This is a genomic window from Paenibacillus sp. yr247, from assembly GCF_900103825.1.
Classification (GTDB): Bacteria; Bacillota; Bacilli; order Paenibacillales; family NBRC-103111; genus Paenibacillus_E.
On sequence record NZ_FNIF01000002.1, the window covers coordinates 756,255 to 770,401 of the forward strand.

A 14,147-nucleotide genomic window follows, 5' to 3' on the forward strand; every position below is an offset into this window, starting at 1 on the left:
AATTATCTCTCCTCTTCTTCATCAACGGGATCAAAAGACGGCTCATTAGTTTGAAAGCCGACTGTAGTCAAATAAAACCAATCTCCATTCTCTTCCTGCTGTGAATCGAGCTCAAAGATAAGAGCACGAAACTTTCTCAGCCATTCTGCATATTTCTCTTTGCTCATTTTGACTTCGACCTGGGTCATGATGATCGGCCAGTACGTTCGATCGGAAGATGGAATTTGGAACGCCTCTTCCGGGGCATTGATCGCTCTACGTCTGGCACGTCCAAGTACGCTTAGCGTCCTCTCACGGTAGTAATTCTCTACCTCGGAAACATAAGGGAGCAGCTTTTCACTAGGCACGAAGCCACGCGCAACGGCACGATAAAATTTTTGTACGATTCCGTTTTTGAGTTCGGTACGTACGACCGAAATTAAGCCATGCTTCTCAAGCTCGTGCAAATGATAATGCACTTTCGCACGCGCCATCCCTAGCAGTTTCGCCAATTGCTGACCGGTGTAAGCTTTCTCAATTAAATAAAGTAACACCTTTGCGCGAAGTGGATCACTTACCGTTTTTAATTGCTCAAGCTCTTCAATAATATAAACCGGTTGCAGCTTCATCTTGGACTCGACCTCCTCTAATGTACCAATTCAGCCCTACAATCATGCGCTTCATGGTCAACTCTTAATCTCTTAACGAGATTAATTAAACGACGGTCAAATCTTTTTAACCGTATCATAATGCGAAAAGGAATTCATGTCAATTGCGCGTTCAGCAAGCATGAATGCTCTTTCATATAACCAATTCAACGCTTTAACGGATTACCGAAGTTAAGCTTTTCTCTATGGTAGCAAAAAGGGACGTTTCTGTCACCCATTAATGGTGGAAACGTCCCTAGATAATTAACGATATATATGGCTTCCTGCTTCACGGAATTGTTTCGATTTTTCCTCCATACCACTGTTTCGCGCAGCCTCTTCGTCAAGCCCTTGTGCATGTGCGTACTGCCGAATATCCTGCGTAATACGCATACTGCAGAACTTCGGTCCACACATGGAGCAGAAGTGCGCCGTCTTCGCGCCTTCGGCTGGCAGCGTCTCATCGTTGTACTCAATCGCCCTCTCCGGATCGAGCGAGAGATTGAACTGGTCGCGCCAGCGGAACTCGAAGCGCGCCTTCGACCCGTTACGCGCTTCGCTGTCATAGGAACGTAACGCAGCAAAACTCCTGCATGAATCGTGAAGTAACTAACGACTTGCTCCGCTTGCTCAATCAGGGTTTCACGGGACGCTATATGGTTGTGATGCGTACCAACTCAGCTGCTGCTTCGCGGGGCGAGCGCGCGCTTGCGATCGCGCTCACGACAGCGACGCCATCCGCCCCTGCGCGGATGACGTGCGTGGCATTCGTGGCATCGATGCCCCCGATGCCGACAATCGGAAGCCGGATGCCGCCGGTGCGCATCCGGGTTAGAACGGCGGGCCCCCGGACCTCACGCGCATCGAGCTTCGTGCGCGTGGCGTATTGGGGGCCTACGCCCAGGTAGTCGGCGCCTTCGGCCAGCGCCGCCTGGGCTTCTGCAAGATCGTGGGCCGAGACGCCCACGATCATATTCTTCAGCCGCTGCCGCACGGCGGCGGCTGGAGCGTCCTCTTGGCCGATGTGAATACCATCGGCCTCAAGCTCTAAAGCGAGCCCTTCATCATCGTTGACGATGAAGGGGATCGCGTGCTGCGCGCAAAGGCGGCGCAGCCGCGCGCCCAGCTCGAGCTTCGCCTGCCCATGCAGGGCTCCGGCGCCCTTCTCGCGGAACTGAAACATCGTGATGCCGCCAGCAATGGCGGCATCCAGCACCGCATAAGGGTCAGCCCTTCCACAGTTCGAGCTGCCCATGACCAAATACAAACGCAGCGCTTTTCGCAGCTGCTCGCTATTCATCGCGCCCCTCGGATGTGAACATCTTCATTGACGATGACAACATCGGCGTTATCGCCAGCGGCGTTAAGCTGCCCATCCATAATCTTTCCGTCAGACACTTTTGACGTTGAGATATTCGTATTTCTCGCTCTAACTCCCCGTTGATAAGCCCAATGGTTCGTAGGACCATGTCCGCTACCGATATGTATCGGCTCCGCAATTGCAGCTTGAATGAAGCTTTTTGCCAATTGAAACGCTTCCTTCGTGGTTAAGCCCTGCGCGAGTCCCGAAGTTATCGCCGCTGCAAACGTGCAGCCCGTTCCGTGTGTATGCCGGGTTACCAAACGTCTGGATGAGAACTCCGTGAACGCCTTACCGTCATACAACAAGTCCGTTGCATGCTCCGTATTCGCTTCATGGCCTCCTTTAATCATCACGTTCTTGCAGCCGTAGAGATGAATCTGCTTCGCAGCCTGCTGGCGCGACACGCTATCCGTTATTTGTATGCCGCTAAGCGCTTCAGCTTCAGGTATATTAGGTGTGACCACATCGGCAAGCGGCAGTAAACAATGAATCATCGCATCAATGGCCTCTTGCTGGAGTAAGGAGGCACCGCCTTTGGCTATCATCACAGGGTCGACTACGACTCGCTCCCACTTATATTTTTGTATTGCAGCCGCTACGATTCGAATAATGTCGCCACTAAATAACATCCCAGTTTTGAGCGCATCCGGAGGCAGATCCTCCCCAATAGAAGCCAATTGTTGCTCAATTGCCTCAGCACTCATTGGATAAACACCTTGCACACCAAGCGTATTCTGTGCAGTCACTGCGGTAATGACCGACATCCCATACACACCAAGTTCTTGGAACGTCTTCAGGTCCGCTTGAATCCCCGCGCCTCCACCGCTATCTGAGCCTGCAACCGTCAGCGCTTTGTAGATCGACATCTTGCTCCCCCTTTCAGCTTCAATCTCTTAAATTTCTCTCACGAGGGAAAATCCGCTTCCCTTCTCCCGAGAAGTCAATTTTAGCCTTCTTAGACCAACATTCTTTGCACTCACCCAAGCAGTCTCACATTTTCGCTCTTACCTCCACTAAACCCGACTAAAACCCTCCATCGGACTGCTAGCCGAAGCATACCGCTTTTTCGGAATACGCCCTGCTTCAAATCCAGCACGTCCTGCCTCGATGGCAAGCTTCATAGCGTAAGCCATTTTGACCGGATCCTTGGCACCTGACACCGCTGTGTTCAGCAGCACTCCATCAGCGCCCATCTCCATGGCAAGCGCAGCATCCGAAGGAGCACCAATACCGGCATCGACAATGACAGGCACGGTGGACTGCTCAATAATGAAGCTCAGGTTCAGCGGATTAATAATGCCTTGACCTGTTCCGATTGGCGATGCGCCAGGCATGATGGCGTGCACACCGAGTGCTTGCAAACGTTTGGCTAAAAGGACATCATCCGACGTATACGGCAGCACGATGAAACCCTCTTCCAGCAGCATTTCCGATGCTTTCAATGTTTCGATCGGATCAGGCAGCAGTGTCTTCTCATCTCCGATGACTTCAACCTTGATCATGTGGCATAGTCCGGAGGCCTTCGCCAGCTTCGCGATACGCACTGCTTCTTCCGCTGTTTTGGCACCTGCCGTATTCGGCAGTAAGGTAAATTTCGACACATCCAGCATTGACAAGAAATTGGGCTGACTCGCTTCAAAAATATTCATACGACGCACCGCAAACGTCAAAATCTGCGATTCGCTTGCGTCAACAGCGTGTTTCTGAATATCAAAATCCGGGAATTTTCCCGTTCCTAGCAGCAGACGTGAACGAAACTCGTAAGGACCGATTTTTAACATATGAATTATCCCCCTCCAACAAAATGAACGATTTCGATTTTATGTCCTTCAGAAAGCTTAGCTTTCACGTGATCTTCCTTTTGTAAAATGTTTTCATTGTGTTCCACGACGAGCATTTTCTCACTCAATTCAAAGTGCTCTAGCAGCTCGCCAATGGTTCGAATCTCATCCGGAACGTCAACGCTTTGACCATTAATGTGCAATTTCAATGCCATGCAGCTCCTTTCCCACTACCTTTGTAGCTGAAAATAGTTCCCCTTCACGTTGCCCAGTCCTCTTGGTTTGCCCCGATAGATCAGGGCTAAAGGCATCAAGCCATGGTTCAATAACTGAAAAGGGATGTAAGCTTGACTCCATTTCCAGCTCCAGCTCTGGCTGTAAGTCTTCCACAGCGCTGCCTAAAACCAAATCGGCGATCACTTTACCGGTGACCGGGCTGAGCAGAATCCCATTGCGGTAATGTCCGCAAGCCGCATATAAACCATCGTACTCCGGCACTTTACCGATGTACGGCAAACCATCCGCCGTCTGTGGTCGCAGACCCGACCAAGCCTTCTCCCACTCCGCTTCACCAAGAGCAGGCATTAGCTGCCTCGCCCGATCCATCAGCTCCGCCAGTCCAGCCAGCGACACCTTGCGGTCGTAGTTGTTCGGTACAACGGTCGCGCCAATCAGCAGCCGACCTCCCGCTTTAGGGACGATGTAGCACCCTGTCGTGAACAGGGTTTTCTTCAATTCCCGCTTCGTCGTAAGAACAGAGAAACACTCGCCCTTCACAGGATACATCGGCAAATCTACGCCGATGCCTGCCAAAAGCTGTCCGCTCCACGTGCCTGCCGCCACAATAACGTGGTCGCTAAAGAGCGGACCTTCGCTCGTCATGATGCCCTTGACTCGTTCTCGCTCAGTCAGCAGCCCCTGTACCTGGGCGAATTCCTGAACATTCGCCCCCAGCACCCGGGCTGCTTGCGCGAACGCCGCCGCTAGCAGCGGAGCCTCAACCTGCCCATCCTCCGGCAGGTATAAAGCTCCGCGCGTCGCTCCGCTCAAGGCGGGCTCGAGCTCTGCGGCTGCAGCTGCGCTCAGCCACTCCGCCTTCTCGCCCGCTGCGCGTTGGAGCTTCTCCCGCGTGCGCAGCTCCTGTTCATGAACGTCGCTGAGCGCGACATTCAGCAGGCCCTCACGGACGAGGCCGATATCGATGCCCGTGAGGGCTTTAAGTTCCTCGCTCAGCTGGGGAAACATCGCTCGGCTTTGCCGGGCCCATTGGAACAGCGGGCCCGTGTCTTCCATCTCGGACTGCGCTCCGAGCATGCCCCCTGCGGCCGCCGAGGCTTCCATGCCCAGTCTGCCGCGTTCCAGCAGCGTGACGGATTGACCTCGCTTCGACAAATAATAGGCAATAGAGGAGCCAATGACACCCCCGCCGACGATAATGACGTCATTCGTATGCTTCATTTATCTCGCCTCCATTCGCTGAAGTTCGTGCGTATAAGCTTTTACGGCTTCCAACGGGTCAGCCGCTTCCCAAATCCCGCTCATCACCGCTATTCCGGAAGCTCCGGCTTCCAGTACTGGCCTAACCCGTTCAGGTGTAATGCCACCGATTGCAATAATCGGAACAACGACTTGGGCTGCGACATTCCGTAATTGCTCTAACCCCCTAGGCGGGGCGCCTAACTTCGATTTCGTTGCAAAAATATGACCAAACATCAGATAATCCGCCCCTTCCTGCTCTCGCTGTATGGCTTCCTCCGCACTATGTACAGATATACCAGTCCGCTGTACACACCGGTAGATCTCTCTTATCGTTGGGAGCAGCGTGGTGCTGCCAGGGAGTTGTAGACCACCTAACATTGCAGACGAGGCTATCCATGGATAGCCATTGATATAAAGGCTTTTGGCTGGTATGCCAGTTTCAAGTAAGAACTGTAAGCCTATGAATATCTCATCCATTGGTTTCTTTTTTTCCCGAATATGAATGGCCGTGACATAAGGGTGAATCTTAGTCGCAATCGCCGCCAGCTCTGTCCACCCTAGCTTGCCATTCGATATAACATGCAGTTCATACCCTGACATTCGAAGACTCACCTCTTTCTGCTGAGCTTTGTCACAAACACAAAAAAACCACTTTTCTCAAAGAAAAGTGGTTGTAGGTTCCCGCCTAATAAACAGGCATAGATGAGGCTCCAATTGTCGTTCCACTTTCCTCCGCTGGTATAACCCAGTTCAGGTTCAAAGGGTTCAGATTTACTCTGTCTCAGCCTTGCGGCGCCCCTAGGGATTCATTTTTTATTCAATTGTTAACTATCATAGCACGCCATCCTGCACTTGGGAATAAAAATGTTTACTCCGCATCTTATTCTAGTCACTAAGCTTGATAGCTCTTATAATAGGGAGACAGAACGACCTATGAAGCTTTAAGGAAGGATGTTTACCTAGATGCTGTCTCAATTGAATCGTCAATTAGAAAAAATCTTGCCGCTCATCACACCAGTAAGCGTCCTCATCGGTGTTCTGCTAGGCAGTCATTTATCCGGTTTTACTTATCTGTCCCCTTGGCTGTTTGCCTTCATGACCTTCTCGGGAAGCATAAGCTCAAGTTTCAAGGAATTCGTTAAAGTCGTCGTTCAGCCTCTTCCGCTCCTAACTACGTTGTTGATCTTACATGTAGGGATGCCGCTTATTGCGCTTGGACTCGGACATGTTGTATATGACCATGAACCCTTAACGATAACAGGACTCATCTTAGCAGCAGCTATTCCGACAGGTATTACGAGCTTCGTCTGGGTAGCAATTTATCGCGGTAATATCGTACTCACTTTATCTATTATTCTCATGGATACTGTTCTTTCACCCTTCGTCGTTCCCTACACATTATCTGCGTTAGTTGGCACCAAAGTACAAATGGACTCCTTCGCGATGATGAAAGGTCTCTTCTTTATGATTGTCGTACCCTCTTTAGTTGGGATGATGCTAAATCAATGGACTCGGGGCAAGATTAAAGAGCAGTGGAGTGGGCGACTAGGTCCTTTTTCGAAAATAGTCATGGGCATTGTTGTCGCTATTAACAGCTCGGTTATCGCTCCTTACTTACGGGAATTCAATGCTAAATTGCTTGGTTTAGCAGGGTTTGTACTATTAGTAGCCTCACTTGGCTATATACTGGGATGGTTCGTAGCCAAACTCCTGAGATGGGAACAAGACGTTATCGTGGCACTAACGTTTAACAGCGGAATGCGCAATATTAGTGCTGGCGCCGTAATCGCAGTTGCCTACTTCCCGCCTCCCGTAACTATCCCCGTTGTACTCGGGATGCTGTTCCAGCAGTCGCTTGCCTCCCTCTTCGGCTATCTGCTGAATAGGCGATACGCCTTGAAGAGTGATATACACCGTTTAGCCGGTAAAAGTATGAAACAAATATAGGTCAATGTTGCTATACTTATGATCCATGCAGGAGCTGCCTGAGCAGCTTCTTTTTTAGTTCAGCAAATTTTAAGCTAACTTTTATCTGTGTTTCAGCTTCTTTTCTCTAATTATTCATAATTGGATTGTACGATTGTGATGAAGACCAATGATAGGAGTGATACATAGAACTATGAAGATGAAAAAAATAGCAGGCTTATGCATCCTTATCCCCGTATTACTAAGCGGCTGCGGGAGCCAGCAATCCGCCCAAACTGCTGCAGCAGGCACGTCACAGCCACAGCAACAAAACGAACAAGCGCCGGCAGATGCGAAGCAAAAGTCTCAAGACCGACCTGTCATGAATCAAGCGCAAAGACAAATGTTCAGCACATTTCAGACGCTGCTTATGCTGGATAAAGCAGATGGACTCGCCATCACTAAAGAACAGGCTCAAGCCATGCTGCCCGTTGCTCAAGAAATCGTCGCAAAAGCTGAACTCAGTGATGAGAACAAGACCAAGCTATTCGAAAAGCTGACAGAAGCCCAGAAGAAATTTGTAGAGGATTCAACTGCACGCATGAGCAACCGAGGAAACAAAACCCCAGATGCTTCTGCTCAACCAAACGCTAAAGGTTCTGATGAAACTGATAGCGGAAAACAACCAAACAATAAAGGAGCTAACGGAACTGGCGGCGGAAACGCAAATAACAATAACAGAGGTGGAAATGCCAATGGAAATCGTCCTGCTAACGGTGCAATGAGAGATCCTGGCAAGCAGCTTATCGAATTGCTGCAAAATAAAATCAAATAAGAAAGCATGCAAATAATCCGATCTCATCCTAAAGGATGGAATCGGATTTCCTTGTTTATCTAAACTATCTCAATGCCTGAATGACCTGCTCAGCAGCAGCTTCACCGCTTGCAACCAATTCAACATGCTCGGCAAACATATCGCACATGTAAACGAACAAGCTTAGAATTTCCAAAACCTCTTCACTATCAAACTTGCTTGAGGCTGAGATGCTGTATACATAGCGGTAATGCAATTCATTTTGTTCGTTTATGCCAAAATGACCGATCGGCAGTCTCGTATTGATCTCCAACAGAACAGCAGCAACGCCGTCGCGCACTCCTTCTTGGAGATGGAACGGCAGCGTACTGTAAATTTGCAGCAGTTGAATAGCCGCAATCTCTTCATCATTCAAAGGTAAAAAGCTAAAGTGCAGAAAGCGTTCCCGCCCTTTTTTATCCTCTTGAAATCCTGCCATCAGCACGTGAAGCGGAATCGCCTCTGATTTTTCCAATACATTTGTCGCCAAGCCTGTTTCATCCAAAATCTCTTTAAGCAACCCTAACTGCGCCAAATGACGCGCATGTACATGGTCTGGCAGCATATGTATCCGCCCTCCTACTCTCTTTTGCCCATTGCTTCAACAAGGCTATTTTTCTAATTAACCGGATCATTCTTAACTTTCTCAAGCCCGAACAAACTTACTCTGGATGCTTCTATTAAAACTATGAATTTGGTTATAACGTCCGGCGATATCCGTATTGGCTGCATCATAGGCAGGCAATTTTTGAAACATATCGAGCAGAAGATTAGCATCCTTTGAACGCTTATCGAGCATCTTCTCAGTTGATTTATCGGCATTGAATACGGATTTCTTTACACCCCATGCCCCTGCTATTTTCGAACGATTCGAAAGACCGTATATGTAGACCTAAAAAAATCCGGCAGTGTATGGACAACACTGACCGGATTTTCGTCGTTCGCATTGGCTAAGGCAAGGCAAGCTTGCCCATGATGGTGGGACGCAGCGCCCCGGTAGCCGAAGGCAAATTGTTCGGCACACCATGAATCCAATCGTTGCCAAGCAGGGCAAATAGGATCGCTTCTTTGGCATCACCGGAAATGCCTAACTCATCTGATGTGAGGATGGACTGCATCGGCAGCAGTTCTCTAAGCATCATGAGCAGTGTTCGATTACGCGCCCCTCCTCCGCTAACGATGACTTCCGCAATGTCACAATGCGGGAAGACAAATTCTTGATAGGCACGAGCGATGGAATGCGCTGTGAATGCAGTTGCCGTGGCGACGATGTCTTCCTGCGGCAGACCCTGCTCAACGGCAGCTGTGAGCCATGAAGATGTATAAGCTTTGCCGAATAGTTCGCGTCCCGTCGTTTTGGGAGGAAGCTGCCCGAAATACGGATGTGCCAGCATGTCCGCAAGGATCTCCGTATTGACTTGCCCTCTCGCTGCCCACGCACCATCTGCATCGTAAGAAAGCCGGCCTTCGGACAGCTCATAAACCACTTGATCCATGACCATATTCCCCGGACCTGTATCGAAAGCGATGAGGTCGCTAGCATCGGCTGGGGCAGTTGTTGAGCTTCTGGCCGGAATCGCTGTACAATTGCCGATCCCGCCTATATTTTGAAGGATACGCCCTTTGTCTGCGTCTCTGAACATTATAAAGTCCCCGTAAGGCGCAAGCGGAGCGCCTTGACCTCCGACCGCCATGTCAGCGGTACGGAAATCGCCGACGACCGGTCTTCCCGTCCGTTTGGCGATAACGGACAAATCGCCAATCTGCAGCGTTGATTTGGGTAGAAAAGGATTCGCCTCATCCGCTACAGGGATGTGCCATACCGTCTGTCCATGGGAGCTGATGAGATCGATCTCCTCCACTTTCATCTTAGCTGCTGCGGCTGTTTGGATAACAGCAGCTGCAAAACGCTCAGCTATAGCGAAATTCATGCCGCACAAGAGGGCTACATCCGAATGATCAATGGAACACAGCTGCTTCAGCTTCTCGCGTACTTCCTCCGCATAAGGGAAGCTTTCGAAGTGAATGAGCCGGGCCTTGGCATCAACTCCGCAGCCGTCAATACGGACTAGCGCGACATCGATGCCGTCAAGGGAAGTGCCTGACATGATGCCCGCAACTGTCAGCGAGGTTTGATTCAGGAGAGAACGGAGCATCATAGTCCGTCCTCCCATCTCCAGCCTGCAGGGTAGTGAGAGCCGAGAGAGACCGGCAGGCGGCCTCGCAAAGCTAACCCGCCCAATAAGCATTTCGCTGTGCTTTGCAGTGCTAATGGACGGCTTTCGTAAGCAGCGATGAAGGTGGAAATGTCCGGCAGCTCCAGTAAGTCGTACGGCACGCGCAGCGCGACGACGACAAGCGGCTTGCCGAGCGCCTGCAGGTCGCGCACCAGCTCAACCTGCGCCGGATGGAATCGGGCGTTGTACGTCCCGATGACGATCTGCTCCGCTTGCAGCGCCTCAGCGAGTACGGCTTCGCGGAGTTCGCCGATTTCCTGCAGCGGAAGCACGCGGTCGAGCACGTCGAGACCTTGCTCGGCCAACGCAGCCCCCAGGCTCGCGGGACCCGCATACGCTTCGTCGACGCCCGACGAAACCGCTGCGGCCACAGTCACCGCGAGTGTTCTCACGCGCTTCAGCGGCAGCAGCTTCTGCTCGTCCTTGACGAGCGTGATGCTGGCTTCGCTGAGGCGCTGGGCGACCGCGCAATGCGCTGCGGTCCCAACTTCAGCCGTTGCGTTCGACTGCGGCGCAAGCACTCCGCGCCGCTCCTTGAGCGCCAGCAGCCTCTTAACCGAAGCATCGATACGTGCTTCGGTCAAGCGGCCTTCGTGCACGGCTTGCTCAATCGCCGCGATGGCACCGATCTGGCGGTCACGGCTATGGCTGATCAGAACGAGATCAGCTCCGGCCTCGATCGCCATGACGCTTGCTGCGACTGTGCCGTAATGCTCGGAGATGGCATTCATCTCCATGCAATCGGTCATGATCACGCCTTCGAAGCCCAGCTCCTCGCGCAGCAGCCCGGTTAATACAGACTTAGACAGCGTCACAGGAAGCTTATCCGCCTCCAAAGCCGGGAAATAAATATGAGACGACATGATCGCGTCGACTCCACTTTCGATTGCTTTCACGAATGGCACCAGCTCCACAGAGCGAATCCGCTCCTCGCCATGCATAATCGTTGGTAAATCCAGATGAGAGTCAACGCTCGTATCCCCATGACCCGGGAAATGCTTAGCGGTCGCTACGACATTGGCATCCTGGAAGCCTTGGACAGCCTGTTGTCCGAATTCAGCGACAAGCTCAGGCGATTCACCGAATGAACGAACACCGATGACCGGATTATCCGGATTATTGTTCACATCCAGCACCGGAGCGAAGTTCAAATTGATCCCGAGTGCTCTTAGCTCTTTCCCTGAAATCAATGCGGCCTCATAGGCCGCGCTGCAGCCTGCTCCTGCTTTAATTCCTTCTTTTGCCTCCGGTCCTAACGCTCCCGCAGCCAGCGCCATTTGTCCCGGCATCAGGGCAACACCCTCCGTAATACGGGCAACCATGCCGCCTTCTTGATCGATTGAAATCCAAAGCGGCATGGTACCAGATTGCTCTGCGATTTGCTGCAGTTGGTCAGATAGTCTAGCAACCTGCTGGGTATTATCCACATTACGCGCAAAATAAATGACACCACCGATGTGGTGTTCAGCTATAAGCGCCTCTAGCTCTTCAGTTGCTTCTATGCCTTTAAACCCGCAAAGAAGCATTTGTCCGATTTTTTCTCTCAACGTCATTGCATGAACCTCTTTCATCCTCTATCCCTCTCTCTCACATGAGAATACCTTTACCCAATATCAAATCCCGAAGAAGCAATTGTCTTAAATTTAATCTTTTAAACGGTTCAATGCCATAAGAACCGCGCCGCTGGACGCATCGTTTTTGGCAATTATACAGTGTAAGTCAGGATAGCCCTTTTTCAGCATGTCAACGAAAGCGCTCTGAACAAAGCTATTCTTAAGCAGAACGCTTCCTGCCATAGCAAGGCTTCCTTTCTGCAGGGACAGTTTTTCCACCACTGGAACCACGATCTCAAACAAGGATAAAGCGCTTTTTTTTGCAATGGTCAGAGCCACTTTGTCGCCGCGCTCACAGGCATCTGACAAGATGGGAGCCAATGCCGCAATGTCCTTTTTATTGGTACGTTTGTCATACACAAAACCGATGATCTGCTGTACGGACGAGAGCTGAAGCTGTTCATACACCATGTCAGTAATTATTGTTTCGGGTAAACGACCATCATTCGCCTGTACCAAAGCAGAGAGCAGATCTCGACCGATACTGTAACCGCTGCCTTCATCATCAATGAGGTGGCCATAACCGCCTGTACGATGAGAAAGACCATATTCATTTTTGCCATAACAAATAGACCCGGTACCCGCAATGAGAATAATCCCGTATTCGCTGTCATGCGCACCGCAAAGAGCCGTTTCTTGATCGCCTATAATGAATAATTCTCCTTGATATCCGCTTTCCCTGACATTAGATTCCAGACGAGCAATAACAGTAGGATTACTGAGCCCTGCCGCACCGATGACGACTTGTGCACAATGATCCAATCCCCCGCAAACCCTTGCTACAGTATCAAAAATCTCTTGAAAGCTATGCCGGATACTAACCTCGTCTTGTCCATTATAGTTAATAGCACCGGATGTAAATGTATGCACTACGAGACCATTCTCATCGGCCACAGTCACCGCAGTTTTGGTACCGCCCCCATCTAGTCCCGCTACATATCTTTTCATATGGTCACATCTCCTTTCTGCCAAATTCATCTATTTATACAAATGATACTGCTCCTTCATCTGCGCAAATTTACAGCTTTCTTCACGAAATTGCTCCAATAATAACGGAACGTCTACACTATCTTCACGATACAGCTTATCCCCGCATAATAAATCAATAAAAGGTCTGGATCCCTCTTTTAGAGGCGGCAGGAAAGAAAATTGTTCATAGTTATTCTTAATGGTATACATTAGTGTGATGCCTGTTTCCAAAGGCCTAATCGCGCGGGTATCCAGTACATGAAGCTGCACGCCGCTGCATGACTCTCCCTGATATTTGGAAAATGTCGGATTAAAATAGACAGGACGGAAAAAGACCCCGGGCAGTTTCTTACTGTTCATTTCATCCGCCAGTTTTTGAGCATCAATGAACGGAGCTCCTACAATTTCAAAAGGAACCGTGGTTCCTCTTCCTTCAGACATGTTGGTACCTTCAAAAATGCAGGTGCCTGGATACATCAATGCCGTGTCAAATCGGGGAATCCCCAAAGAGGGCATTATCCAATGACGTCCTGTATCAGGGAATAGCATCTTCCGCTCCCAGCCCTCACAGCGTATAACGTGCAGTTCGCAATGCCAGTTCATCTGATCGTTAACCATGGCAGCCACCTCACCGGCAGTCAGACCGTAGCGCGTACAAAGCGGATAATTGCCAACAAAAGATTGATAGTCCGGCTTTAGAATATTGCCTTCTACCGTCACTCCATCAAGTGGGTTGATCCGGTCCAAAATTACAAATGGCTTGCCTGCTTTGGCACAGTCTTCCAAAGCATACAGCATCGTGTAAATAAAGGTATAATAGCGAACGCCTACGTCCTGAATATCATATACGACCATATCTACCTCATCCAGCATTTCCTGACTCAGACGCTTGGAATCCTTACGATACAAGCTGTATACCGGAACCTGTGTAATCGGATCCAGATAAGTTTCAACCTGGGCACCTGCAGCTTGATCTCCGCGTACACCATGTTCTGGTGAAAATAGGGCTGTCAGCTTGAAATTCTCATTCAGAATTTGAATTGTGGAAACAAAGTTATTAGTTAATCCAGTAGGTGCCGTAATTAGTCCCAATCGTTTCCCTTTAAAAAGATGGGCATACTGCCCGATACAATCGATACCGTTGCGGATCATAGCTGCCTCCTCATTCGTCTTTGTTACTTACGATGCCCACATCGAACATCCGCTCACGCAACCCTCTTGCAATTAGGTAAAATCAGACTCCAGCTATTTGAAGTGACGCAGCTTCTCCGCAATTCGGTGTTTTCGGTCTACAGACTTTCATGCCCCATACGTGGCACCT

At 50.2% G+C, this 14,147-nt stretch carries 14 protein-coding genes, 2 pseudogenes and 1 riboswitch; of the genes and pseudogenes, 2 read left to right on the forward strand and 14 right to left on the reverse strand.

All coding sequences use genetic code 11. From position 1 onward, the window contains the following. Positions 1-2: 2 nt before the first annotated feature. The 8 genes and pseudogenes from BLT91_RS08270 to BLT91_RS08305 form a co-directional block, all read right to left on the reverse strand. Positions 3-608: an ArsR/SmtB family transcription factor gene (locus tag BLT91_RS08270; protein ID WP_090819309.1), complete on the reverse strand. Its 606-nt coding sequence runs from the start codon at positions 606-608 to the stop codon at positions 3-5. Positions 609-890: 282 nt separating this feature from the next. Continuing rightward, positions 891-1,169 (reverse strand): annotated as a pseudogene (locus BLT91_RS08275) (phosphomethylpyrimidine synthase ThiC); the annotation flags it as partial. Between the two features lie 109 nt (positions 1,170-1,278). Further along, positions 1,279-1,926, reverse strand: a complete 648-nt coding sequence (gene thiE / locus BLT91_RS08280; RefSeq protein ID WP_090819312.1) for a thiamine phosphate synthase — start codon at positions 1,924-1,926, stop codon at positions 1,279-1,281. Between the two features lie 137 nt (positions 1,927-2,063). Continuing rightward, a pseudogene (gene thiD / locus BLT91_RS08285) lies at positions 2,064-2,855 on the reverse strand (bifunctional hydroxymethylpyrimidine kinase/phosphomethylpyrimidine kinase); the annotation flags it as partial. 147 nt (positions 2,856-3,002) lie between these two features. After that, positions 3,003-3,770, reverse strand: a complete 768-nt coding sequence (locus BLT91_RS08290; RefSeq protein WP_090819319.1) for a thiazole synthase — start codon at positions 3,768-3,770, stop codon at positions 3,003-3,005. Positions 3,771-3,775: 5 nt separating this feature from the next. Further along, the gene (gene thiS / locus BLT91_RS08295) at positions 3,776-3,979 is read right to left on the reverse strand and encodes a sulfur carrier protein ThiS (RefSeq protein ID WP_090819322.1); all 204 of its coding nucleotides are present in this window, start codon (positions 3,977-3,979) and stop codon (positions 3,776-3,778) included. Beyond that, positions 3,963-5,228, reverse strand: a complete 1,266-nt coding sequence (gene thiO / locus BLT91_RS08300; protein ID WP_090819324.1) for a glycine oxidase ThiO — start codon at positions 5,226-5,228, stop codon at positions 3,963-3,965. The genes thiS and thiO overlap by 17 nt, the downstream gene beginning before the upstream one ends. Then, entirely contained in the window at positions 5,229-5,849 is a 621-nt protein-coding gene (locus tag BLT91_RS08305; protein WP_090819326.1) for a thiamine phosphate synthase, read from the reverse strand. A 110-nt stretch (positions 5,850-5,959) separates the two neighbouring features. Further along, positions 5,960-6,059: riboswitch (TPP riboswitch) on the reverse strand. Between the two features lie 153 nt (positions 6,060-6,212). Here BLT91_RS08305 and BLT91_RS08310 point away from each other — a divergent pair. Both BLT91_RS08310 and BLT91_RS08315 read left to right on the forward strand, forming a co-directional pair. Continuing rightward, positions 6,213-7,196, forward strand: a complete 984-nt coding sequence (locus tag BLT91_RS08310; RefSeq protein WP_090819329.1) for a bile acid:sodium symporter family protein — start codon at positions 6,213-6,215, stop codon at positions 7,194-7,196. Positions 7,197-7,368: 172 nt separating this feature from the next. Continuing rightward, on the forward strand, positions 7,369-7,989 hold the full coding sequence (locus BLT91_RS08315) for a hypothetical protein (protein ID WP_090819332.1): 621 nt from the start codon (positions 7,369-7,371) through the stop codon (positions 7,987-7,989). Between the two features lie 64 nt (positions 7,990-8,053). Here BLT91_RS08315 and BLT91_RS08320 read toward each other — a convergent pair whose 3' ends face one another. From BLT91_RS08320 to BLT91_RS08340, 6 genes are all read right to left on the reverse strand, one after another. After that, on the reverse strand, positions 8,054-8,572 hold the full coding sequence (locus BLT91_RS08320; RefSeq protein ID WP_090819335.1) for a YbjN domain-containing protein: 519 nt from the start codon (positions 8,570-8,572) through the stop codon (positions 8,054-8,056). A gap of 81 nt (positions 8,573-8,653) precedes the next feature. After that, positions 8,654-8,806 carry a hypothetical protein gene (locus tag BLT91_RS31385; RefSeq protein ID WP_175532158.1) on the reverse strand — a complete coding sequence of 51 codons (153 nt, stop codon included), beginning with the start codon at positions 8,804-8,806 and terminating at the stop codon, positions 8,654-8,656. Positions 8,807-8,957: 151 nt separating this feature from the next. Then, complete coding sequence (locus BLT91_RS08325) at positions 8,958-10,166, reverse strand: anhydro-N-acetylmuramic acid kinase (RefSeq protein ID WP_090819337.1); 1,209 nt, start codon at positions 10,164-10,166, stop codon at positions 8,958-8,960. Further along, positions 10,163-11,815: a beta-N-acetylhexosaminidase gene (gene nagZ / locus BLT91_RS08330; protein WP_090819338.1), complete on the reverse strand. Its 1,653-nt coding sequence runs from the start codon at positions 11,813-11,815 to the stop codon at positions 10,163-10,165. The genes BLT91_RS08325 and nagZ overlap by 4 nt, the downstream gene beginning before the upstream one ends. Before the next feature lie 72 nt (positions 11,816-11,887). After that, a complete protein-coding gene (locus BLT91_RS08335) occupies positions 11,888-12,805 on the reverse strand; it encodes an N-acetylglucosamine kinase (RefSeq protein ID WP_090819341.1) in 918 nt (305 codons plus the stop codon). Positions 12,806-12,835: 30 nt separating this feature from the next. Next, a complete protein-coding gene (locus tag BLT91_RS08340; RefSeq protein WP_090819344.1) occupies positions 12,836-13,978 on the reverse strand; it encodes an exo-beta-N-acetylmuramidase NamZ family protein in 1,143 nt (380 codons plus the stop codon). Positions 13,979-14,147 lie beyond the last annotated feature (169 nt).

Bases quoted from the DNA above. Each gene is read 5' to 3' on its own strand.
- BLT91_RS31385 (WP_175532158.1), bottom strand. From the start codon at position 8,806: ATGCTCGATAAGCGTTCAAAGGATGCTAATCTTCTGCTCGATATGTTT.
- BLT91_RS08325 (WP_090819337.1), bottom strand. From the start codon at position 10,166: ATGATGCTCCGTTCTCTCCTGAATCAAACCTCGCTGACAGTTGCGGGC.
- BLT91_RS08270 (WP_090819309.1), bottom strand. From the start codon at position 608: ATGAAGCTGCAACCGGTTTATATTATTGAAGAGCTTGAGCAATTAAAA.
- BLT91_RS08340 (WP_090819344.1), bottom strand. From the start codon at position 13,978: ATGATCCGCAACGGTATCGATTGTATCGGGCAGTATGCCCATCTTTTT.
- BLT91_RS08335 (WP_090819341.1), bottom strand. From the start codon at position 12,805: ATGAAAAGATATGTAGCGGGACTAGATGGGGGCGGTACCAAAACTGCG.
- BLT91_RS08290 (WP_090819319.1), bottom strand. From the start codon at position 3,770: ATGTTAAAAATCGGTCCTTACGAGTTTCGTTCACGTCTGCTGCTAGGA.
- thiE (WP_090819312.1), bottom strand. From the start codon at position 1,926: ATGAATAGCGAGCAGCTGCGAAAAGCGCTGCGTTTGTATTTGGTCATG.
- BLT91_RS08305 (WP_090819326.1), bottom strand. From the start codon at position 5,849: ATGTCAGGGTATGAACTGCATGTTATATCGAATGGCAAGCTAGGGTGG.
- BLT91_RS08310 (WP_090819329.1), top strand. From the start codon at position 6,213: ATGCTGTCTCAATTGAATCGTCAATTAGAAAAAATCTTGCCGCTCATC.
- BLT91_RS08315 (WP_090819332.1), top strand. From the start codon at position 7,369: ATGAAGATGAAAAAAATAGCAGGCTTATGCATCCTTATCCCCGTATTA.
- nagZ (WP_090819338.1), bottom strand. From the start codon at position 11,815: ATGAAAGAGGTTCATGCAATGACGTTGAGAGAAAAAATCGGACAAATG.
- thiO (WP_090819324.1), bottom strand. From the start codon at position 5,228: ATGAAGCATACGAATGACGTCATTATCGTCGGCGGGGGTGTCATTGGC.
- BLT91_RS08320 (WP_090819335.1), bottom strand. From the start codon at position 8,572: ATGCTGCCAGACCATGTACATGCGCGTCATTTGGCGCAGTTAGGGTTG.